Here is a 21,860-nt window from a genome sequence, read left to right as displayed (position 1 = left end):
TGCCTTCCGACGCAGGGCCGGCCAGTTCCGCGCCCGCCACATTTCCCGACCGCGAGGCGCCTGCCCGGTCCGGTTAGTGTTGGAGGTCGCACACGCAAAGGCACGCAATGACCGAAACGAAAACAGCAGAACAGCGACCGGCGATCCCGCCGCTCGAGCCCATCGCGATGATCGCGCTCGATGCCGGCCGGCTCCTGATGGAAGCCGGTGCGAGCGCGCATGACGTGGACTTGATCGTGGCCCGCGTGGCCCGCGGACTCGGAGCGGAACGGGTGGATTTGCGCATCGGCTACGCGTCGCTGGCCATCACGGTTGGCATCAGCAGCGATGGCATTACGCGCATGCGGAAGGTGGGGCCGATCGGCGTGAATTTGCGATTGGACCGGGCGGTGCGGCATTTCGCCGAACGGGTGCAACCGGGCGGAACGACGCCGGCCGCGGCGCGCGCTGAACTGGACCGGATCGCCCGCGAAACACCGCGTCATGCGCCGTGGTTCACCGCGCTGGCAGTGGGCCTGGCCTGCGCCGCCTTTGGCCGGCTGCTTAAAGCCGACTGGGCGGCAACGGGACCGGTGTTCGCCGGCGCCGCCGTGGCGCAATGGGTGCGGCGCGAACTGGCGGTGCGCCACGTGAATGTTTTCATCGGCGCGACCGTGGTGGCCTTTGTCGGCGCCACGCTCGGCGGCTTTGGCGCTCGGCTGGCCGGCAGTGAAACGGTGGCCACGGCCATGATTGCCGCCATCCTGCTGCTCGTGCCGGGCGTGCCCTCGCTCAATGCGCAGAACGACATACTCGATGGTCGCCCGACACTGGGGAGCGCCCGCACTGTCTGGGTCGCGGTGATTTTGATTTTCGCCACGGTGGGCTTGTGGCTGGGCCAGGTGTTGCTGCGGGAGGGGCGTTGAAGATGGACCCGTTGTTTGTGCTTCACCAAACGGTTTGCGGCGCCATCGCGGCGGCAGGTTTCGGCGTGCTGTTCAACACCAGCCTGCGTTCGCTCACGTGGTGCGCGACGATGGGAGCCATCGCGCTGGTCGTGCGCACGATTGCCTTGGAACAGGGGTGGAGTCTGGAGGCTGCTTCGTTTGTCGCCGCCCTCGCCGTTGGCGTGGGGGTGCAGGTGTTGTGCACGCGCACTGACATTTCCCAGGATGCACTCGACGTGGTGGGCTGCATTCCGATGGTGCCGGGCAGCTTTGCCGCGAAGGCGATTTTGGGTTTCTTTGCGCTGACGTCGCCGGACGCGGCGGGCGCCGCGGAAACGCTGCTCACCGCGGTCGGCTACACCCTGCGCGTCATGTTCACCATCGGTGCCATTGGAACCGGGCTGGCCATTCCCACCCTGTTGCTGCGGTTGCGGGTGGCGCGGTAAGCGGCGTCAAACGGGAAACAGGTTGCCCGTGGCACGCTTCCTTTTTAGGCTCGCCACATGTTCGCCCTGCTGATTACGGATTTGGAATCCTGGCATTACTTGATTTCGAGTCCTTTCTGGCTGGCGATGACCGCCTTTCAAATCTGGATGCTGGTTGACGCCGTCCGGCAGCGCGAATGGTTCTGGGCGTTGTTCATTTTCCTGGGCTGGGGATTTTCGGCGTTCTTCTACTACTTCTACGTGTATCGGCAAACGGCGTCGGCGACGCGCGGCTTCGAACTGCCTGGTGCGCAAAACCGCCGGCGCATCCGCGAACTGGAGGCGCAGATTCATCATCTCGACAAGGCGCATCACCATTCGCAACTGGGCGACGTTTATTTTCAGCAGGGCAAGCTCGCCCGGGCGGAAACGTGCTACCGCGCCGCGCTGGAACGCGATGGCGAGGACATCGACACCCGCGCGCATCTCGGTCAGTGCCTGCTCCGCCAGAAGCGCGCGGCGGAGGCCAAACCGTTGCTGGAATCCGTCGTATGGCAGGATCCCAAACATGATTACGGCCATTCGATGATGGCCCTGGCCGAGACGTTGGGCGCACTCGGCGAAACGGACCGGGCCTTGTCGCTCTGGCAGCAGGTCACCGAGCAACATTCGTATCCGCGCGCCCGCGTCCAACTCGCGGAGCTTTATCTGGCGCGGAAGGAAGTCCAGCCGGCGCAGGCGGTGTTGCAGGAGGCCATTGCGGATTATCCGCATGCGCCCGCGTTTCAACGCCGGCGCGACCGGGTCTGGGTCCGGCGTGCCCGGGCGCTTTTGCGGAAGATTGCCTCGTGAGCGTCGCGGGCCGGGCCGGCACAAAAAAACTCCACGGCCGGGTTTCGACCGTGGAGTTTGTGAAATGGGAAATGGACGGGCTTATTCAGACTTCTTCTTCTTGCCGTGCATGAGGCCGGCCTTTTCCAGCTTGGCCTTGTCTTCCGCGCTGATTTTGGCGCGCTCTTCCTTGCTGAGCTTGCCGTCCTTGTTCGTGTCGTATTTTTCGAGGATCTCCTTGCGGAGGGCCTTCTGCTCCGGCGTGGGTCCGTGCTTTTTGGTTTCCTTGGCGTCTTCCGCGTGAACGGCGACGACGAGCGCACAGGTGAAGCACAGGGCGGCCAGTAGTTTCTTCATAATGATCCGTTGATTTTGTTTTGTTGATGCAACCGGGGTTGCAGGGTGGCAGACGCCGGACAACAGCCGCTGGTTACAGTCATTGCAACCAATCTCGGGCCACTTTCGCTGACGTTGCACGCACGGTTCGACAAGGTGCTGTCCAGTTCGTTCAAATGGTTGCAAACCGTTTCAGACGAGAAGCTTAAAACGGAACATTCCCGCGGCTGACGGCCCGTTCAACTCGCGCAGCTCCGCAACTGGGCCAGCAGGCCGTGGAGGAAAACCACGTTGTCACTGGGCACGTAATGCATGGTGCCGCCCATGCGCGCGAAGCTCTTGCAGAAGCGCAGGTAGTAGGCGGGATTGTCCTTTGGCGGTTCACCGTGCGACCAGTCCCAGCCGCCGCCATCCTGGATGTCCACGACGTAAATCGAGTGGCCGGCGACAATCGCCCGGCCGGCCTGCCGCCGCAGGTTGTTCACGCAACTCAGGCTCTTTTCAAAAACCTGGGGCGCCATGATGGCGGAGCCGACGCTTAACACGACCCCGTTGTCGAGTCCCTCCACCGCGCGGCTGAAGCCGGCGAAATCAAGCTGCGCGGCCCGGCCAATGGCAGCCCCGCTGAACATCGGATGCGTGGCGATGATGTCGTAACCGATGCCCGGATGCACCGTGAACGGCAGGTTGTGCCGGAAGGCCTGGGCCAGGATCGAGTGCGCCTTGTGCGGATGTTCCACGACGATTCGTCCCGCCGGGAGCCGGTGCACCAGCATCGTCCGCAGCAGCTCCGCCCGTGCCGCCGCGAGGGGATGAGCCGGTTCGGCGCGCAGGCTGTGCTCCAGTTGGGTGGAGGTCGGCAACGCGCAACCGTCTTGTGCGATGAAGCGGCCCAGCGCGCGGCCGTAACCTTCACCCTGCAATCCGCCCGCGAGCACGGCGAGATTCAGGTTGCGTCCGGTTTCATCCCAGGTGCCGAAGGTGCCCGTGGGCACGTTGGCCCGGACGCTTTCCTCGGTGCGGCCTTGAAAGGCGAGCTCCCAATCGTGAATCGTTCCGGCGCCGTTCGTGGCGAGGTGCGTGAGCCAGCCGCCGTCCATCAGCGCGTTGACCACGTCGAGCAGGCCGTTTTTCACCAGGTGCGCGCCGTAAAGCAGCATCACGCTGGCCCCGCGTTCCCGGGCGGCGCGAACCTTCGCCGTGCAATCCGCCAGCAAAGGTTGCACCGCGGGCGGACAAGGCGGCGGCGCGCCGGCCGGATCGACCAGAATCTTCTCCAGCGTGCTGAGGCTGTGCCGCTGGGCGAGCGGAAACACTTTGACTTGGGAAAGGTCGAGCGGTGCCGGAAACGTGCTCATGACGGGGCTGAATTTGACCGCGGCTGGTGCCGATTGCACGGAGAAAGCGCGGCCTGCCGCGGGTCAGTCCCGTCCGGAGCCGGGCCTGGTCAGCGCCAGCAAAATCCGGCGATGGGCGGCCGTGAAGGGCAGGTCGTGCAGTTGCGCCGGCAGATGCCACTGCCCGCCCGCCGACGCGCGGGACGTGCCGGCCGCCGGTTCCACGCGATACGCTTCGGTGGTGACGCGGTAACGCGTGATCGCGTGACGGACCACGAGCAGCTTTTGCACGGCGCGGGGTTTGCCGCCCAGCCACGTGCGCGCGGCCCGGGCGGGCGGACAATCGGCGGCCACTTCGACGTTGGGAAATTCCCACAGGTGGGCATTCACCACGCCGTCGCTGCGTTGCTGGACGAGGAAACGTCCGTCGCGTTCGACGATGAACGCGAGAAAACGTCGGTCCGTCACCGCGGCCCGCGTTTTGACGCGCGGGAATTCGGCGACGCGGCCGGCGCGCCACGCGAAGCACGCATCCTGCAGCGGACAGGCCGGGCAGTTCGGTGAACGCGGCGTGCAGATGAGCGCGCCCAGTTCCATCAACGCCTGGTTCAGATGCGAACAGGGTGAAGCATGATTTCGCATTTGGGAGGCGCGTTCAACCAGTTCACCCGCCAGCGACCAGAGCCGGGCGTTGGTCGCCTTTTCGCGAGGATCGTCGGCAATTCCGTGGAGCCGCGTCAGCACCCGGATCACGTTGCCGTCGAGAATCGGGGCGGGCTGATCAAACGCGATGCTGGCAATCGCGCCGGCGGTGTAACGGCCAATGCCCGGCAACGCGAGAATGGCCGCGAACGATTGCGGAAAGGTTCCGTGCTGGGTGGCGCAAATCTGCTGTGCGGCCTTTTGCAGATTGCGGACGCGGGTGTAGTAACCCAGGCCTTCCCACAGCTTGTGAATTTTGGCCGGACTCGCGTCGACGAGGGCCTGAAGCGTCGGCAGTTCGCGCAGCCAGCGTTCCCAGTAGGGGATGACGGTTTTCACCTGCGTTTGTTGCAGCATGATTTCGGAAACCCAGATCGCGTAGGGATCACGGGTGCGCCGCCACGGCAGGTCGCGCGCCTCCTTGGCAAACCACGCGAGCAGGGTGGCGACCGTGCGGGTGATCTGCGGGTTCGCCCGCCGTGGCGGGCGGGCCGACTGGGGTGGAGATTGCGTGCCCATCAACGGGCGGGATGATTTGCGATGGCTGGGCGCAACGGAAGCAAAACCATCCGTGGTTGCGCAGCGCAGAAGGCGCCGGCCGTTGCCGCGTCCTCAGTTCAACACCACCACGGCGTTGGTTTTCAACCAGCCAATCGTTTTGCCGCCGCCGCTGACTTGAAACCAGTCGTCCTTGTGATCCAGCAAGGTCAGTTCGGCGCCGTCCGCGGCGGTGAACGCGCTTTGCGATTCCGCGAACGGGCCGTAGCGGACGACCGTGTTGCGCGCGGTGACGACGACCTCATGCTCGTCCAGCCGGCGGTGGAGGACGACGGCCAGCAGGCCGCCGCTGAGCAGCACCAGCCCGCCGAGACTCCAAGTGGCTGTGCGAAGCCGGGGCTTCAACGCCGGCCGGAGCTGGCGCGCCATCAACAGCGCAAACCAGGCCCAGAGCGGAATCACGGCCAGCAACGTCCACTCGTTGGTCGTGAGGCGGCGCAGTTGTCGTTCCAGCCAGTTGGGATGCCGCGAAGGCCCGGTCACCTGACGGCGTGCGAACTGCAAATTGGCGGCCAGGTCGGGATCGCGTGGCGCCAGGCGTTCGGCCTGCCGGTAGGCGGCGATCGCGGCTCCAATATGACCGGCCTTGAACTCGGCGTTGCCGAGATTGAACAGCAGGGCCGCCGAAGTGGTGCCGTTCGTGATCAGGTTTTGATACGCTTCCGCCGCGTCGCGATACTTGCCTTCTTCGTAGAGCCGGTTGGCCTGGTCAAAGGTGGCATTGGCTTCCGCCGCGCGGCCGCGCGGGGCGATCATCACCAGCGTCAGGAGCAGGGTCGCGACGAGGCTGCGGCGCCACGGCGTCCGCCTCGGTTGCGCCGCGCGGGTTCGCGGTGGTAGAAGAGGTGGTTTTCCAGCGGCGACGGTTTTCATCCCTTGACCTCCTGCAACGCGCGCAGTGCGTCTTCCACTTTGGGAATCACCGCGGCGAGAACCTGCGCCGGCTGCGTGGGCGCGTAGCGGGCCTGGTTGCACAACTGGAACAGCCCGTGCAGGGCTTCGGCCGTCGGTCCGGGCAGTCCGCGCGCCCGCAGCTTTTCGTCCACCACGGCTTCGGTGATGGCGGTCGCGGGCAAATCCAGGCGTTCGCCGATCTGCTCCTGCAACAGCCGGAAGACCGTGGCGAAAAACTGTCCGGCCTGCTGGGCGGCGGCTTGTCCTTGCAATTCGATCAAGCCGGCATTGACGACTTGCGCCACGTGCCGCTGCCGGCGCAGGCGCGGATTGTTGGCGAGTGCGTCCGTCCGTTTGCGCCAGCAGACCACGCCGAGGAATCCCAACAGGGGCACGGCCTGCAACGCGACGAACCACGGTTGCTCAATCCACGGAGTGGTGAGGCGCCGAACCACACCCAGTCGCGGCTTGATGTGCACGATGTCCTCGGCCGGCGACGGGTTTCCGGGGGCGGCGGTCACAGCAATGTCTGCGCTGGGCGCCGGCGTCGAGCCGGAGGGGCGGACAATGATGGGGCGTGCGGCCTGGCGCAGCGTCTCGTAGGCGCGTTTCTCCGGATCGAAATACGAGAACTCGAACGGCGGGATTTCCTTGATCTCCGTGTTCTGCGGCACAACCACCTGTTCAAAGGTTTTCGTTCCCTCCAGCCCGAGCTCGCCGGTGGTGTCCGTCTTGGCCGTGGGTGGATAGATTTTGAACTCCTTCCACGCCGCCTGCGCCGGCAGGGTGAATGAATCCAGCGAGCCCCGGCCGTGAATCTGGATCCGAACGGTGATGGGATCGCCCACCGCAACATTGGTCGGCCCGGCGGACACCGCCAGCTCGAAGCGTCCCACCGCACCCGTGAAGGTGGCGGGCCGGCCCGTCTCCGGCAGCGGCAACACGTCAAGGGTTTGCGCCGGCGTGGCAAGGGCAACGCGCTGTTGCACGCCACGATCAAACATGCCGAAGGGATCAAAATCCATCGGGTCGCGCCGCCGGGACGGCAGGGTGACCACTACGGCGCCGTCCAGTGGGCCGATTTGCAACTTGCCCGCCTTCAGCACCGTGACGGGAATCTGCACGGGCACCACGGTGAAGGACGTGTTGCCGATGACCGTCTGGCGTTGCTGGCTTTCGACAGCCTTGCCTACCGTGCAGCCGTCCAATTGCAATGGCCGTTGCAGGCCGGGCAGGTCGGCTCCACCGATGCCCTTGATGCCGCCGTGCAGCAACAGTTGCATTTCAAGCACGAAGGTTTGACCGGTGAACAGTTGTTGCTGGGGCAGGGCCAGACGCAACAGGGCGAGCGATTGTTGCTCGGCCGCGCTGCCGGGCGCCGGAGCTGTCGGGCGCACAACCTTGAACCGGATGGGCTCGCTGGTGAGCGTTTCGCCGCCCACTTTCACGTTCAGCGCGGGGATGGTGAAATCGCCCGTCTGAGTCGGCTTGACGATCAGGCTCAAAACGAGCGTGTGCTGGCCGTTAATATCGAAACGGCTTACAGAAGGGGTGCTGGCGTTGGGAAATTCCAGGCCGGGCAGATCGGGCAGACTTGGCGGCGACGTTGGGTCACCGCCATCAAACTTCAACGACAACGTGGCTGTGTCGCCCAGCAGGATGGTGTCATGATCCAGCGTGGCGGTGAAGGTGGCCGCGTGCAGGCGCGCGACCGCCAGCATCATCACGCCAAAAACCAGCCGAATCCAGGGGTGAATTCGGCCGGGCGAAAAACCGGTGCTCTTTCCGTGCAAGCCTGTCATGCGTTACGTCGCGTCAGTTTGCCGCGTTGCGGAGGCGGCGCAAGCGCCGCCTGCGGCCCCTCGACCGCAACGTGGTTTTCGACAGGCCGGCGCGAATTTCGTTCGGTGAAAAATGCGGCCCGGAATCCGCAAACGCGGCGGCGATTACGTGCTGACGTGGCCGAAAACACGGTGAAAGTTTTCCCCGACCCGTTGGGCCAGCCGTTCGAGCGGTTCGCCGTAAAGTTCCGCCGCGAATTCGTAAACCGCGCGCAGATTGGCGGGATGATTCAAAGATTTTCCCGTGGCCGCGTCGGTCAATGGATGTTGATTGCGTTCTGCGGGCAGAAGCTGGTCGGGCGCGTCAGTTTCAATCAACAGGCGGTCGGGCGGGACGGCCAGGAACGCCTCACGCTGGCGGTGTTTGCGCGCGTGGGCGAAGTAGCCGGGCAACGAGAAATACGCGCCCAACCGGGCCAACGGCACCACCATTTCGCGCGGTCCGCCGTAGCTGTGCAGCACGAAGCCGCACACCGGTCGCGGTTCGCGCCGCAGCATTTCAAAGAGCGCGCCCCAGGCGTGGAGACAATGGATGCTCGCAGGCAGGTTGCGCCGGGCCGCCAGTTGCAGTTGCCAGACGAACACCTCCTCCTGCTCGGGCAGGCTGGCGGGCGTCGAAAGCCCCAACGAGCCGGCGCGGCCGGGTTCGAGAATCCATTTGTCGAGGCCAATCTCACCGATGGCGGCGGGGCCGACGTCCAAATGGCGGAGCAATTCCGCCTGCCAGTGCGGCGAGCGTTCGTGGACATACCATGGATGACAGCCAAACGAGGGCAGCACCAGCGGGCAGCGCTCCGCCAGCGCCCGGACGGATGGCCAGTCGGCTTCGCCGGAGCCGTTCACGACCATGCGGGCGATGCCGGCGTCCACGAGCGTTGGCAAAATCGCCGGCAGGTGCGGTTGCAGCCGTTCGTCCTGGAGATGGTTGTGGGCGTCGTAAAAACGCATGGCCGGCTCATTCCAATCGCTGGCCCGGCGTCAGTGGGCAACCGGCGAGAAATTCCGCTGCGCTGACCCGCCGGCCGCCCTCGCGCTGGAGCGTGTGGATGCGCAGGGCGCCTTCGCCCGCCGCCACAATGATGCCGTGCTTGTCGGCGGCGAGGATTTCGCCCGGCTCGCCCGTGCGGGTCAACGGCTCGGCTTCCCAAAGCTTGAGGAGCAACGGCCGGCCGGGCGTGGTCAAGTGGGTGAACGCGCCGGGCCATGGCGTGAAGGCGCGAATGCGGTTCCCCAGGACGTGGGCCGGCAGGCGCCAGTTGATGGCGCCATCCTGTTTCTTGATTTTTGCCGCGTAGCTCACGCCTTCGGCGGGCTGTGGCCGGGGACTGAGGTTGCCGGCCACGAATTCAGGAATCGTGTTAACGAGCAAGGCCGCGCCGAGCCGTGCCAGCCGGTCGTGCAAGGTTTGGGCATTGTCGGACGCGGCAATGGGCGTGCGCTCGCTGCTCAGGATGGGGCCGGTGTCGAGGCCGGCTTCCATCTGCATGATGGTGACGCCCGTCTCGGCGTCGCCATTGAGAATCGCCCACTGAATCGGCGCGGCGCCGCGATACTTTGGCAGCAGCGAGGTGTGCACGTTCAGGCAGCCAAAGCGGGGCAGGTCGAGAATGCGTTGCGGCAGGATTTGTCCAAAAGCCGCCACGGCAATCAAGCCGGGCCGCCAGGCGGCAAGCTGGTCGATGAAGCCGGGATCGCGGGCCTTTTCGGGTTGCAACACGGGCAGCCCGTGACGGAGGGCAAGTTCCTTCACGGGCGGCGGCGTCAGTTTCAAGTCGCGCCCTTTGGGCCGGTCCGGCTGGGTGACGACGCCGGTGACGTGCAGGCCGGGCGCGCGCAGCAAGCCGTCCAGGCACACGGCGGCCAGTTCCGGCGTGCCCATGAAAACCAAACGCAGTTCAGCCATGCGTTCAGCGAACGGGAAAGCGGCGTGAGGAGAAAGGAAAATCCGTCCTGTGCCGGGCGAATACGGAGGCGCAGCTCCGGCTCAGAGGCGCGGCTGAATGCCCAGCCGGATGATTTTGGCGAGAATGTCGCGGCAGACCTCGACGGGTGTCTGGTCAGAGGTGACGCGGTGCACCAGCTTCTTGCCGTAGTAATCCACGAGCGGCTGGGTTTCGTTCTCGTAGGTCTCCATGCGCGAGCGGATGACTTCAAGGTTCATGTCGTCCAGCCGGTTTTCCTTCAGCGCGCGGCGTTGAATGCGCCGGACCAGCGCCTCGAAGTCGCGGGTCTTCAGCCAGAACATCGCACGCACGTCGAGCACGTCCCGCAGGATTTTCGCCTGCGTGATGTTGCGCGGGATGCCGTCCAGCACCAGCAGGTTCTTCTCCGGATGAAAGCGCCCGATTTTCGTGCTGGTCTCAATGAAGTCGCGCCACAACCGGATGGTGGCGTCGTCGGGCACGAGCTGGCCCTTGCTGGAATAATGCACGAACACGCGGCCCAGATCGCTGTCCACCTTCAAATTGCGGAAGATGTCACCGCACGCGCAGTGGAAGAAGCCGGGAATGTTGGCGAGCACCTTGCCTTGCGTGCCCTTGCCCGAGCCGGGCGCGCCAAAGAGCAGGACGGTGCGGTATTTCATGCAAGGGGGAGGGGGAGGTTGGGGGCGGTCAGGCGTGGTGGTGTTTCAGGACGACCTCCTGAATCTCCGGGAAATGCAGGGGCATTTCGACGGAAGCGCCCGCGCCGCGCTCGGCCTGGATGTAAATTTCGCCGGGCGTGATGCGGGTGATGCGCTGGGTGATGAACTCGCCCTTGGACGTCTTGAAGATGAGCACCTTTTCCTTGTCTTCCTCGCGCCGGACGACACCGAAGAAGTTGGGAAACTTGGTTTCGAAGAAGCGCTTGTTGAACGTGAACTGGCCGCGGGCGTAAACCTCCGGTTTCGGTCCGGCGGCCGCGGCTCCGGCAGCGGCTGCGGCGCCTTCCGCCGGTTCGCCGGCGGCCGCCGCTTCGGAGGGCAGCGCAAACGTCGGCGTCGCGGCCTCCTGCCGTTCGTAAGTTTCGTCGGCGTGCGTCTTGGGCGCGACATACGTGGGCAGCGCGAGAAATGCGATGTTGCTGAGGAAGCCCACGCCGGGCACCGCCGCGAGGCCGGTCACCAGCGGCATCGAACGGGCGCGGAAGATGGCAATTTCATAACCCGCCCAGACGTTGGCCGCGTAAACCACGAGCACGAGAAACCAGCCGATGCCGGAATGGAACAGCGAACCGATGACGGAGCCCTTCTCCGGCCGGTCGATCCGCGGCACGGGCTTGATGGGCACCTCGGTCTTGGCCGCCTTTTCCTCCTGCGTGATTTCAATGAACGGCTCGACGGCCCCGGTGATTTTCTTGTTGTCGGAATATTTTTGCAGGAAAGCCTTGAGGTCTTCCTGCGAGAATTGGCCCCACGGGATGTGCTCGTATTTGTTGTCGTCCACCTTGACCAGGGCGTCGGCATCGTTGGAGCCGGCCTCGATGAGGTCGCCGGTCACCGTCCGGCCGTCAGTGAGTTTGAACGTCGCCGCGCCGGCCAGTTGGCCGAGCAGGCCGCACCAAAGGGACAAAACAACTACGAGATGAATCTTGCGCACAGTGCGGTTTCAATAGCAGAGGGCCCAATTCAACGGAAGCAAATTTCCCGGCCCGGGCTCCTTGCAAAATTGTGGCAGTCCTTTGGCGCAAGCGGACTTGCCCCGGCGCGCCATCCCGGCAATCTCTGCGTGGCGGATGCAACCGAACGACACATTGTTTGCGTGCCTGAACGCACGGCTGGCGCCCAGCCTTGAATTGCTGCGGCAGATGGTGGCCATCAACAGCCACACGCTCAACCGGGACGGCGTCAATCAGCTGGGCCGGTTCACCGCGCGGGCGTTTGCCCCGCTCGGCTTCACGGCCGGGTTCGTGCCGTCCGCCAATCCCGCGCTGGGCGACCACCTCGTGTTGACCCGCGCCGGCACCGGCCCGCGGTCGGTCGGATTCATCTCCCACCTCGACACGGTGTTTCCCGCCGAGGAGGAGGCGCGGAACCAGTTTCACTGGCGTGTCGAGGGCGACCGCATCTACGGCCCGGGCACGGAAGACGTCAAGGGCGGCACGGTCATGATGCACCTCGTGCTCGCGGCCTTGCAGACGGTGGCCCCGGATGTGTTCGCGGCGACGAACTGGGTGCTGTTGCTCAACGCTTCCGAGGAAACCGACAGCACGGAATTTGGCCGGCTCTGCGAGGAACGGCTCCGCGGCGCGACGGCCGCGCTGGTCTTCGAGGCCGGCCGGCGGGTGGGGAACGAGTTTTCTCTCGTCACCGCGCGCAAGGGACGGGCGGCGTTCCGGATCGAAGTCGAGGGCCGCGGCGCACATGCCGGTGTGGCACACACCCGCGGCGCCAGCGCCATTGCGCAGCTCGCCCACACGGTTCAGCGGGTGGAAGCGCTGACGGATCCGGCGCGCGGCCTGACGGTCAACGTCGGAACCATCACGGGCGGTGGCGCGCTGAACCGCGTGCCGCACCGGGCGGTGGCCGAAGCCGAACTGCGCGCCTTTTCCGTCGAAGCGTATCAGGCCGGCCTGGCGCAGCTACGGGCATTGGAGCAGGAGATTACCGTCCGCAGCCGCGCAGATGGATTTCCGTGCCGGGTGCGGATCATTCTGGACCACGAATCGCCGCCGTGGCCGCCGAATCCGCGCACCGAGGCCTTGTTGGCGTTGTATGCGGCAGCGGGCGCCGAACTGGGGCTGACGGTCAACCGCGAGGAGCGCGGCGGCATCAGCGACGGCAATTTCATTTGTCACGCCGTGCCGACGCTCGATGGTTTGGGGCCGATGGGCGACAACGCCCACTGCTCCGAGCGCACGGCCGACGGTTCGAAGGATCAGGAATACGTCCAGCCCTCCTCGTTCGTGCCCAAGGCCGCGCTGAACGTGCAGGCGCTGCTGCGCTTGCTGCGGCCATGAACGAGTCCGTCACCGTCTTGAACGCGGTTATTCCCGTCTTCGCCATCATGGCGGCGGGACTGGTCATCCGGCGGCTCAACTGGCTGAGCGAGCAGGCGGACCAAAGCCTCTTCAAGGTGGTCATCAACCTGCTGATGCCATGCCTGATTCTGGACACGTCCCTGGGCAATCCCGCCTTCACCAACTGGCGCAATCTCACCCTCGCGCCGCTTGCCGGCGCAGCCACGGTGCTCATCGGTGTGGGGCTGGCGTGGCTGGCCAGCGGCGCGTTGCAATTCAGCGGGGCGCCCGCGCGGCGCACGTTCGCGTTTTGCACCGGCCTGCAAAACTACGGTTACGTGCCGCTGCCGCTCACGCTCCTGCTGTTCGATGAACGCACCACGGGCGTGCTGTTTCTCCACAACCTCGGCGTCGAAATTTGCCTGTGGACCGTGCTGCTGCTGGTGCTGACCGGCGGCCACGCGGGCAGCGCGTGGAAGCAGGCGATCAACGCGCCGTTCGTGGCGATTCTGCTGGCGGTCGGCCTCAACTTCACCGGGGTCGGCCCGCACCTGCCGCGCGCGCTGCTGAACACGTTCCACCTGCTTGGGCAGTGCGCGTTCCCGCTGGCGCTGGTGCTGATTGGCGCCACGGTCGCGGACCATTTGGGCGAGCTGCACGCGGGCGGGAGCTGGCGTGAGGCGGCGCTGGCGCTGGTTCTGCGCCTGGGGGTGATGCCGCTGGTGATTTTGCTGCTGGCCTGGTGTCTGCCTGCGGCGCCCGAATTGAAGCGCGTGCTGGTGATTGAAGCGGCGATGCCGGCGGCCACGCTGCCCATCGTCCTCGCCCGGCATTACGGCGGCGAACCCGCCACCGCGCTGCGCATCGTGCTGGGCACCTCGGCGGTCAGCTTCATCACCACGCCGGTGTGGATCCACTTCGGCCTGAAATGGCTGGCGGTTTGATGCGCCTGCGGCAAACCGCGTGCACGTGCCGTTGCCAAAGGACGCGGCCAGATTCAACCCCGCACCGATGCGCCGGACGGCTCACTTCCCTGCGCGGTCCGCATACTTCGGGCGGTGCGGCTGGACCGGCGGATTCGTGCGCAGTTCGCGCAGCACTTCGGCAATCGCGCGTTCGAGCTGCGGATCGCGGCCGCGGGCGAATTCTGCCGGGTCGTCGATGACTTCGATGTCCGGCGACACGCCTTCGCCTTCGATGATCCAGTTGCCTTTGGTGTCGTAGATGGCGAAGGCCGGCGCGGTGACGTTGCCGTTGTCAATCAATCCAGGCGTGCCGTTGATGCCGACGAGGCCGCCCCATGTGCGTGTGCCGATGAGCTTGCCGAGGCCGGCCTTGCGGAAGTAGTAGGGGAAGCAGTCGCCGCCCGAGCCGCTCCAGCCGTTGATGAGCATGGCCATCGGACCGTGGTGGGCGTTGGCCGGGGATTGCCAGTCCTGGCCGTGCCGCACGGCCCAGTAGTTTTCCACCTTGCGGCCCAACAGTTCGATGAAGCGGTCGGGAATCTGCCCGCCACTGTTGAAGCGTTCGTCGATGATCAGGCCGGGCTTTTTGAACTGCGCCTGGTATTGGCGGACAAGTTCGTTCTGGCCGTTGCGTGCGGTGTCGGGCACGTAAATGTAGCCCACCTGACCGTCGCTGGCCTCGTCCACGCGCCGGCGGTTGGCTTCGATCCAGGCGAGGTTCCGCAGGCGCAATTCGTTGTCGAGCGTGTGGACGAACACGTTCGTGGCGCCGTCGCGCGTTGGGCGATGGTTCACGGTGAGCATGACGGTTTCATCCGCCAGTCCTTGAAACGCGGCCCACGGATCCTGCTTGGGGTCCAGCGGCACGCCGTTCACGGCCAGCAAATAATCCCCCTCCGACACGCTGGTCAGCCCGGGGCGCAACAACGGCGAGCGCACTTCACTGTCCCACGCGCCGCCGTCGTAGATTTTGCCGATTTGATAGGCGCCATTGGTGAGCACGAAATCGCAGCCGAGGTAACCCACGCGCACTTCCGCGGGCTTTTCCACGTCGCCGCCGCCCCGGTAGGTGTGCGAGCAGTTGAGTTCGGCGATCAGCTCGCCGATGACGTAGTTGACGTCCCAGCGCGTCACGCACTGGTCGAGGAGCTTGCCGTATTGCGTGCGCATGGCTTGCCAGTCCACGCCGTGCAGGGTGGGGTCGTAGAAGAAATCGCGTTCGATGCGCCAGGCATCGGTGAAGAGCTGCCGCCATTCGGCGCGCGGATCGATGGTGGTTTCGAGGTCCGCGGTGTTGACGCGTTTGGAGAGGGACTGATTCTCCTTGGGCTCGATGATGAAGTAATCCCGGCCCTTGCGGACCAGCAGTTGCTCGCCCTTGGCCGCGAGGGCCAGATCATCCGCGCCGTCCACGATGCGTTTGATTTCGCGCTTCTCAAAATCGTAATAGTCGATCGCCGCATTTTCGCCCGCGCCCTCGCGGCCCAGCCAGCGGTAAATCAACTTCCCCTTTACCGCGACGAGGTCGGCGTAATTGCCGGCCTTGGTCGGCAGTTGGACGGCGCGGCGCTCGAAATCGGTGAAGTCAATCGACATCGAATTCGCCGGCTTGTCCTGGTCGGCCCCGGCCTTCGGCGGTTCCTTGGGTGCCTCGGCCTTTTTGGTCTCCGCTGCGGCGGCCGGGGCGCTGGCGGGCTTTGCGTCCGGCTTTTTGGCTTCGTCCTTTTTGGTGTCGTCCGGCTGTTTCTCCTCCTCGTCGTTGCGGGGCGCGAGCGGCGAGGGCACGTCGCGGCGCAGCGGCACGGCCATCAGGTTGCCCGTGTTGGGATAAATCCACGTGTCATCAAGATTGCTGTAAAGCGGGTCAAACGTGCGGCCCGAACGGAAGAAGAGGTATTTGCCCTCCGGGTCGAAGACCGGCAGGGAATCGTCGTAGAACCCGCTCGTGACCTGGTGTCGTTTGGCCTCCTGCGTGTCGTAAATGACGATGGCGTTGTGGCCGTTCTCCAGTTCGCCCGCATAAGCCAGCCAGCGGCTGTCCGCGGACCAGCTCACAGTGAACTGCTCCAGTTCGCCTTCGTAAAGCCACAGCATCCGGTCGATGCTCGTGACTTGCTTGGTTTCCACGTTGTAAAGCGACAGCCGCATCGTGACATCCACGAACGCGATCTGCTTGCTGTCCGGCGACCATTGCGGGCGGTAGTAAAAGCCCGGCGCGAGCTGCGTGACGATGGTTTCCTCGCCGGAACCGTCCGCAGGGCGCAACGCGAGCTGGTATTCACCCGTGCGGTCGGTGAAGTAGGCGATTTGCCGGCCGTCGGGCGACCACGCGGGCCAGCGTTCGGCGACGCCGCTGCTGCGCGTCAGGTTGAGCACCACGCCATGTTCCTTGGGCGCGGTAAAAAGGTCGCCGCGTGCTTCCACCACGATGCGTTTGCCGTTGGGGGAAATCGCGGCGCTGTGAATGTAGCCCGCCACGTTTTCCTGCCGCGGTTTCAAGGTCGCCTCGTCCGTGACCACGGTGATGTCCACCGGATGCGCCTTGGCGGTGGCCAGGTCGAGGAGCCAGAGTTGATCGCCCTTGGTGAACACGATGTCCTTGGGCCCGATGCTGGGAAACTCGACGTCGTAATCGGTGAAGAACGTGATCTGGCGGGTTTTGCCGGTGCGGGTGTCGAGCGCCCAGATGTTGTTGCGCTGATGGGCATCCCGGTCGGAGAGGAAATACAGCGTCTGGTCGTGCCACATCGGGACGCTGTCGTTGCCCGGATCGTCCGTCAGGCGTTTGGCGGCCCGGGTCTGGAGATCGAACAACCAGATGTCCGGGTTCATGCCGCCGCGGTAACGTTTCCACGTCCGGAAATCCACGCTGATGGGCGTGTAGGCCAGCCGCTGACCGTCCGGCGAAATCGCGCCGAATTCGCCGTAAGGCAGCGGCAGTTGTTCCGGCAAACCGCCGGTGGCGCTCACCTGGAACAGTTTGTTGTAGCGGTTGCGTTCGCTGGCCCGGTCGCTGGCGAACAAGATGGATTTCCCGCCGGGATACCAGCCGACCACGCGGTCGCTGGCCCCGTGATAGGTGAGGCGCTGCGGCACGCCGCCGTCCACCGGCAGGGTGTAGATGTCGAGGTTGCCGTCGTAATTCGCGCTGAACGCGAGGGTGCGGCCGTCGGGTGAAAACTTGGGAAACGATTCCTCGCCGCGCGGCGAGCTGAGCCGGACCGCGTTGCCGCCATTCTTGGGCGCGACCCAGATGTCGCCGGCATAGGCAAACGCAATTTGCGTCGCCGAAACATCGGGATAACGCAGCATGCGCGCGTCGATGGCGGCCTGGGTTGGAACCACGCTGGCCAGACTGAAAAGGATGCCGGCCAGGGCGAGAGCGGGGGACCAGCGGAGGGGATGGCGGGGGAAGGATGCTCGATTCATGCTCGATTGGATGCGCTGCGGGCGGATTTGTTCATGACCCATTGAAGCCGGGGTGCATACACGTTGGGGCAGGCCGGTGTCCAGTAAACAAGCGGCCACGCGTGGAACTGGGACAGTCCGGCGGCGAATTCACGCGGGCGGCGGCTGGGCGAAGCGGACGGTCAGGCGCAATCGGCTTGGCCCGGCCGATGCTAAATGAAAGGCATGAAAAACGTCACCTTCATTGCCGGTCCGAAGAGTGGTTCCTTTGTGAATACCCGCCTGAGCGCCCTGCACCACAGTGGCGAGAGCCGGCTGGGTGTGGCGGAGACGGTCTTCGCCTGTCTGGTCGTTGCGGCCCTCGTGGGCTTTGCCATGCTGGTCGTCAATTGAGGCCCGCCGCCGGTGCCGGTTCCTCAAAATGCTCGACCTGATAGGTCATGACCACGGCGGTTGGATCGCGCCAGGCGGAGCCCGGCAGCATGGCCTTGTGCGCCAGGGCCTCCATGAATTCCACCGGCCCTGACACTTTCTCCCAGACCTGCGGCAAAAAAGTCGCGGTGCGGCCCCGCACCTTCAGAATCACCCCATCCACTCCCGGCCGCAGTTGTCCCAGCAAATCTTCCGGCGAACGCAAGGTTGCCTTCACAGGCTCGCCCAAAATGCTGATCTCGATGTGCAGGGCTTGAATCTCCTCCAGGCTGACCGGTGCGAAACGATTGTCGCGGAAGGCGGCCCCGGCGGCGTTGTGCATCACGGCGAGGTAGAGCGGCTCCCGCGGCTGAAGGTTGCCAACGCAGCCGCGCAGTTCGCCGTGCTTCAGGAGCGTGACAAAGCACGCGCGCGGCTGACGCAACGACAAGGCAACGGCGGTCGGGTCCACGTCCGGTGAACGCCCGCTGACACATTGCTCCTGCAGCGTCCGGCGGGCGAGCTCCAGCAGAAACGCACGTTCTGGTTCTGTCAGACGGGATGCCGGATGGGTGCCGACCATGTTCACTCCATTGCTGACCGTTGGGTCTGCCTCAACGTTGGTCCGGCTGGGCGGGTCCGTCAACTGTGGGGGCGCGTTCCAGGCCGAGGTCGCGCCAGGACGCCGGGTCGTCAATCGCTTCCAGGTGGGTCAGCACCGTGGCGTTGGGCACCACGGCGCGGATTTCGTCCTCGATTTGCTCCAGCAGGTCGTGGCCGCGTTGCACCGTCCAGTCGCCCGGCACGAGCACGTGCAGTTCGATGAAGCGGCGCGCCCCGGACTGGCGGGTGCGCAGGGCGTGGAACTGAATGTGATCCCGCGTGTGCTGCTCCAGCACTTTTTGGATGGCCTGCTGGTCGTCCGCGGGCAGCGCCGTGTCCATCAACCCGAACACCGAGCGCCGCACGATCTTGACGCCGGCCACCACGATGTTTGCCGCGACGACGAGGGCGACCACGGGATCCAGCCAGTTCCAGCCGGTGAACGCCACCGCGCCCACGCCCACGATGACGCCCACGGAAGTCCACACGTCCGTCAACAGATGATGGGCGTTCGCCTCGAGCGTGATGGAATGGCTGCGCCGGCCGGCGCGCAGCAGCACCAGGGCGACGACGAGATTGAGGATCGAGGCCACGACGGAAACGACCAGGCCCACGCCGATTTGCTCCAGCGCTTTGGGCGCGATGAGCCGGGGAATGGCCGCCACGCCGATGCCGAGCGCCGCAATCAAAATCAATCCGCCCTCGAGGCCGCTCGAAAAATATTCCGCCTTGTCATGGCCGTAGGTGTGTTCGTCATCGGCCGGCCGGGCCGCAACCGTCAGCATGGCCAGCGCCATGATGGCGCCGATCAGGTTCACGCCGGACTCGGCCGCGTCGGACAACAGTCCAACCGAACCGGTGATCCACCACGCCGCCGTTTTCAGCACGATGTTGAGCACGGCGGCGACGATGGACAACCGGGCATAACGGGTCAGCTTCGGGTCGCTCATTTCTGGAGCCGCCAGTGTGAAGTCTTCCGCGTTGCTGGCGAGTGAATTTCTTGGGCGGCGCGTCCGGCGGCTGGCCGGGAATTGCCGTTCGCTTGGCAAACGCCGTTGAAGCCGTTAGTAATTTCGCCGCGCATGCATCGTTACGGCGTCAGATTCGGCGGCATCCGGCGGCTCTATTCCCAGGACGGACTGGAGCGGCTGCGCGCGGCCCATGTGTGCGTCATCGGCATCGGCGGCGTCGGCTCCTGGGCCGTCGAGGCGCTCGCGCGCTCCGGCCTCGGCGCCCTCACGCTGGTGGACATGGACGACATCTGCGTGAGCAATGTGAACCGGCAGATCCACGCGCTCGACGGCGAGATCCACAAACCGAAGGTCGAAACCATGGCGGCGCGCGTGCAGGCCATCAATCCCGACTGCCAGGTGCAGGCGCAGCGCGCCTTTTTCGTGGCGGGCAATGCGGCCCAAATTCTGGCCACGCGCTTCGATTACGTGCTGGACGCCATCGATGCCGTCCGGGAAAAGGCGCTGTGCGTTTCGCTGTGCCGGGATTTGAACCTGCCCGTCATCACCTCGGGCGGCGCGGGCGGGCGCCGGGATCCGACACAGGTGCGGGTGGCCGACCTGTCCCGCGCCACGCACGACCGCCTGCTGCAATCCCTCCGCAAACGGCTGCGGACCGACCACGGCTTTCCGCGCGGCGAAAAGAAATTCGGGGTGGAGTGCGTCTATTCGCCGGAACCGCCGCTGTTCCCGCACCAGGACGGCACCGTCTGCGCGACGCGCGAGGCGGGCGGCGAACTCAAGCTCGATTGCCGGGGCGGCCTGGGCAGCGCCACGTTTGTGACCGGCACGTTCGGGTTCGTCGCGGCGGCCCGCATCGTGGCCCGCATTGCCGCCGGCTGAACCACGGGCAGTTCACGCAACCCCACACTGGTTGGTTGAGCCGTCACCGGTGCTGGCGCCGCGCTTGCTCGCCGCCTTTGGCACCCAGCGCGACCGTTACCCGCAAGCCGACAATTTCCTGAAATACAGCGGCATTGCGCCCGTCACCGAGAAAAGCGGCCAGCGCAAATGGGTTCACTGGCGCTGGAGCGCGCCACGCTTCCTGCGGCAGTCGCTGGTCGAATGGGCCAATCAATCCATCTACCACTCCATCTGGGCGGGCGCGTTTTACGCGCGCCAAAAAGCCCGCGGCAAACAACATCACGCCATTCTCCGTTCCCTCGCGTTCAAATGGATCAGGATCCTTTGGAAATGCTGGCAGGATCGCACCCCCTACGATGAAGCCCGCTACCTCCAACGCCTCGCCCTCAAAAATCCCGATCTCCTCAAACTCACTTATGAAAAATCCAACTAGAAAATCGTTTGACGGTTCCCCTCAGATTTTGTGTTAGGCCACGTTGTCATCGCTTGTGTCTTAACCAAATACTCAACGCGCAGCCCAATGTCATGCAGATGGCGCTTGCGATCCGACTCCCGCGAACCAACCGAAGACAATTCCGGTCACTGCGCTCAATGCCAAAAACCGACAACCAAAACCAAGTAATCTCAGAATCTCGCCGCCGCGCAACAAATCTCTCATCCCAATGTCGTCGAATCGCGACTATGCACACTACATCAAATGCTGCGGTGCCAGCTAAAAATGTGAAATCAATCGAATCCATATACGCTCACGATGCCTAGCCAGTATGGCTTTCGATGAAGGTGAAAGCGGTGTCTGCTCTCCGGTGTAAACGTGGGTTGCGCCGCGGGAGCGGCGCCGAGCCACCCGTTGTGGGACGCACGCCCCCGACAACGCAGCTACGAACAGCGGACACCATGCAGACCTATCTACTCCGCCAGGCTCCGTCCGTCCAGCGCCAATCCCGCCCCATACCGGCTGCCACCGCTGGCAGGCGCGGCTGGGCAGTCCGAAGGCCATCACGGCGATGGCGCACACTTGAGCGGACGACCCGCGAAAGGAATGCGGCCGGAGGGAGCAGGCCCGCCGGGCCGAGCGAGCGACGGCGAGCGAGTCCACCTCGCCCGCATCCTCTGGCAGCTGATCAAACACCGCACCCCTTACGACCCGACCGTGTGGCAACACGCGGAAGAAAAACTAAAGCTCAAGAAGATCCAACGCCTCCACCAATCCGCCACCGCCCTCGGCTTCAAACTCATCACCACCACATGAACTTACACGCCTAGTTTCTTACGAGGCGGCAATTTCATGTCTTAACCGCCTGAGTTTCCAGGCTCAATCATAGTGAAAACCGCGACCATGTAAAAAACCGGTAATACAAATACTAGAACAAGACAGACGACGCTAACAAAGGTGAAGTGGTGACGGTCCGTCCAAGGACGATTGGCTGGCAATGTGATCCGCCTAAACTCTGCAAGCAAATCTGCAAACAGGAAAATGAGCAGCAGCGGAACAAGAGTGGAGAGTGGCCAGTCAAGGCGTGCCAAAGAACTCTCGGGAACGCGTCGGCACGAAATATCGTAGATGGCAAAGGGTATCCAAGTGAGAGCAAGCCCGGCACAAGCTGCAGCAGCCAGCAAGAGTCCACGTCGGAGTCTGCCTGTGGGTATGGAAAGCTGAAAAGCGCTCATGCTGCCTAGACAGTATGGCTTTCGTTGAAGGTGGAAGGGGTGTCTGCTCTCCGGAGCAAACGTGGGTTGCGCCGCGGGAGCAGCGCCGAGCCACTAGTTGTGGGACTCACGCCCCCGACAACCAAGATACGAAGAGCAGCCAC

The 21,860-nt window shown here is 64.6% G+C and carries 21 protein-coding genes; 9 read left to right on the top strand and 12 right to left on the bottom strand.

Annotation, left to right across the window (positions count from 1 at the left end; genetic code table 11):
- Window positions 1-107 precede the first annotated feature (107 nt).
- The 3 genes from VFV96_03735 to VFV96_03725 are packed head-to-tail and all read left to right on the top strand — an operon-like array spanning window position 108 to window position 2,203.
- A complete protein-coding gene (locus tag VFV96_03735) occupies window positions 108-905 on the top strand; it encodes a threonine/serine exporter family protein (GenBank protein HEU5069508.1) in 798 nt (265 codons plus the stop codon).
- Window positions 906-922: 17 nt separating this feature from the next.
- Window positions 923-1,372 (top strand): threonine/serine exporter family protein, encoded by a 450-nt coding sequence (locus VFV96_03730; GenBank protein HEU5069507.1) that lies wholly within the window; start codon window positions 923-925, stop codon window positions 1,370-1,372.
- A 57-nt stretch (window positions 1,373-1,429) separates the two neighbouring features.
- A complete protein-coding gene (locus tag VFV96_03725) occupies window positions 1,430-2,203 on the top strand; it encodes a tetratricopeptide repeat protein (protein HEU5069506.1) in 774 nt (257 codons plus the stop codon).
- Between the two features lie 81 nt (window positions 2,204-2,284).
- On the opposite strand, the gene VFV96_03720 is transcribed toward VFV96_03725, so the two are convergent.
- The 9 genes from VFV96_03720 to VFV96_03680 form a co-directional block, all read right to left on the bottom strand.
- Window positions 2,285-2,539: a hypothetical protein gene (locus tag VFV96_03720; protein HEU5069505.1), complete on the bottom strand. Its 255-nt coding sequence runs from the start codon at window positions 2,537-2,539 to the stop codon at window positions 2,285-2,287.
- Window positions 2,540-2,757: 218 nt separating this feature from the next.
- On the bottom strand, window positions 2,758-3,876 hold the full coding sequence (locus VFV96_03715; GenBank protein HEU5069504.1) for a hypothetical protein: 1,119 nt from the start codon (window positions 3,874-3,876) through the stop codon (window positions 2,758-2,760).
- A gap of 63 nt (window positions 3,877-3,939) precedes the next feature.
- Window positions 3,940-5,076 (bottom strand): A/G-specific adenine glycosylase, encoded by a 1,137-nt coding sequence (mutY, locus tag VFV96_03710; protein ID HEU5069503.1) that lies wholly within the window; start codon window positions 5,074-5,076, stop codon window positions 3,940-3,942.
- A 93-nt stretch (window positions 5,077-5,169) separates the two neighbouring features.
- Entirely contained in the window at window positions 5,170-5,988 is an 819-nt protein-coding gene (locus VFV96_03705) for a tetratricopeptide repeat protein (protein HEU5069502.1), read from the bottom strand.
- Entirely contained in the window at window positions 5,985-7,811 is a 1,827-nt protein-coding gene (locus VFV96_03700) for a BatD family protein (protein ID HEU5069501.1), read from the bottom strand. Before VFV96_03700 ends, VFV96_03705 begins: the two co-directional genes overlap by 4 nt.
- A gap of 144 nt (window positions 7,812-7,955) precedes the next feature.
- Window positions 7,956-8,798, bottom strand: a complete 843-nt coding sequence (locus VFV96_03695; GenBank protein ID HEU5069500.1) for a TatD family hydrolase — start codon at window positions 8,796-8,798, stop codon at window positions 7,956-7,958.
- A 7-nt stretch (window positions 8,799-8,805) separates the two neighbouring features.
- Window positions 8,806-9,753: a methionyl-tRNA formyltransferase gene (gene fmt / locus VFV96_03690; GenBank protein HEU5069499.1), complete on the bottom strand. Its 948-nt coding sequence runs from the start codon at window positions 9,751-9,753 to the stop codon at window positions 8,806-8,808.
- 81 nt (window positions 9,754-9,834) lie between these two features.
- On the bottom strand, window positions 9,835-10,434 hold the full coding sequence (locus tag VFV96_03685; protein HEU5069498.1) for a nucleoside monophosphate kinase: 600 nt from the start codon (window positions 10,432-10,434) through the stop codon (window positions 9,835-9,837).
- A 28-nt stretch (window positions 10,435-10,462) separates the two neighbouring features.
- Window positions 10,463-11,428: a hypothetical protein gene (locus tag VFV96_03680; GenBank protein HEU5069497.1), complete on the bottom strand. Its 966-nt coding sequence runs from the start codon at window positions 11,426-11,428 to the stop codon at window positions 10,463-10,465.
- 136 nt (window positions 11,429-11,564) lie between these two features.
- Here VFV96_03680 and VFV96_03675 point away from each other — a divergent pair, with 136 nt between their 5' ends.
- The gene (locus VFV96_03675; protein ID HEU5069496.1) at window positions 11,565-12,788 is read left to right on the top strand and encodes a M20/M25/M40 family metallo-hydrolase; all 1,224 of its coding nucleotides are present in this window, start codon (window positions 11,565-11,567) and stop codon (window positions 12,786-12,788) included.
- Window positions 12,785-13,732 carry an AEC family transporter gene (locus VFV96_03670; GenBank protein ID HEU5069495.1) on the top strand — a complete coding sequence of 316 codons (948 nt, stop codon included), beginning with the start codon at window positions 12,785-12,787 and terminating at the stop codon, window positions 13,730-13,732. Before VFV96_03675 ends, VFV96_03670 begins: the two co-directional genes overlap by 4 nt.
- 81 nt (window positions 13,733-13,813) lie before the next feature.
- On the opposite strand, the gene VFV96_03665 is transcribed toward VFV96_03670, so the two are convergent.
- Entirely contained in the window at window positions 13,814-17,182 is a 3,369-nt protein-coding gene (locus VFV96_03665; GenBank protein HEU5069494.1) for a S41 family peptidase, read from the bottom strand.
- A gap of 204 nt (window positions 17,183-17,386) precedes the next feature.
- On the opposite strand from VFV96_03665, the gene VFV96_03660 reads away from it, so the two are divergent.
- Window positions 17,387-17,554, top strand: coding sequence for a hypothetical protein (locus VFV96_03660; protein HEU5069493.1), 168 nt, complete (start codon window positions 17,387-17,389; stop codon window positions 17,552-17,554).
- Here VFV96_03660 and amrA read toward each other — a convergent pair.
- Window positions 17,547-18,155, bottom strand: a complete 609-nt coding sequence (gene amrA / locus VFV96_03655; protein HEU5069492.1) for an AmmeMemoRadiSam system protein A — start codon at window positions 18,153-18,155, stop codon at window positions 17,547-17,549. The genes VFV96_03660 and amrA overlap by 8 nt on opposite strands.
- Window positions 18,156-18,186: 31 nt before the next feature.
- A complete protein-coding gene (locus VFV96_03650) occupies window positions 18,187-19,125 on the bottom strand; it encodes a cation diffusion facilitator family transporter (protein ID HEU5069491.1) in 939 nt (312 codons plus the stop codon).
- Window positions 19,126-19,257: 132 nt separating this feature from the next.
- Here VFV96_03650 and tcdA point away from each other — a divergent pair, with 132 nt between their 5' ends.
- From tcdA to VFV96_03635, 3 genes are all read left to right on the top strand, one after another.
- On the top strand, window positions 19,258-20,028 hold the full coding sequence (tcdA, locus tag VFV96_03645) for a tRNA cyclic N6-threonylcarbamoyladenosine(37) synthase TcdA (GenBank protein ID HEU5069490.1): 771 nt from the start codon (window positions 19,258-19,260) through the stop codon (window positions 20,026-20,028).
- Window positions 20,029-20,077: 49 nt separating this feature from the next.
- Entirely contained in the window at window positions 20,078-20,482 is a 405-nt protein-coding gene (locus VFV96_03640) for a transposase (protein ID HEU5069489.1), read from the top strand.
- Window positions 20,483-21,088: 606 nt separating this feature from the next.
- Complete coding sequence (locus VFV96_03635) at window positions 21,089-21,298, top strand: hypothetical protein (protein ID HEU5069488.1); 210 nt, start codon at window positions 21,089-21,091, stop codon at window positions 21,296-21,298.
- Window positions 21,299-21,860 lie beyond the last annotated feature (562 nt).

The organism is Verrucomicrobiia bacterium (genome assembly GCA_035765895.1).
GTDB lineage: Bacteria > Verrucomicrobiota > Verrucomicrobiia > Limisphaerales > DSYF01 > DSYF01.
The sequence above is the reverse complement of the archived record's forward strand: the minus strand, read 5'-3'. Positions and strand labels throughout refer to the sequence as shown.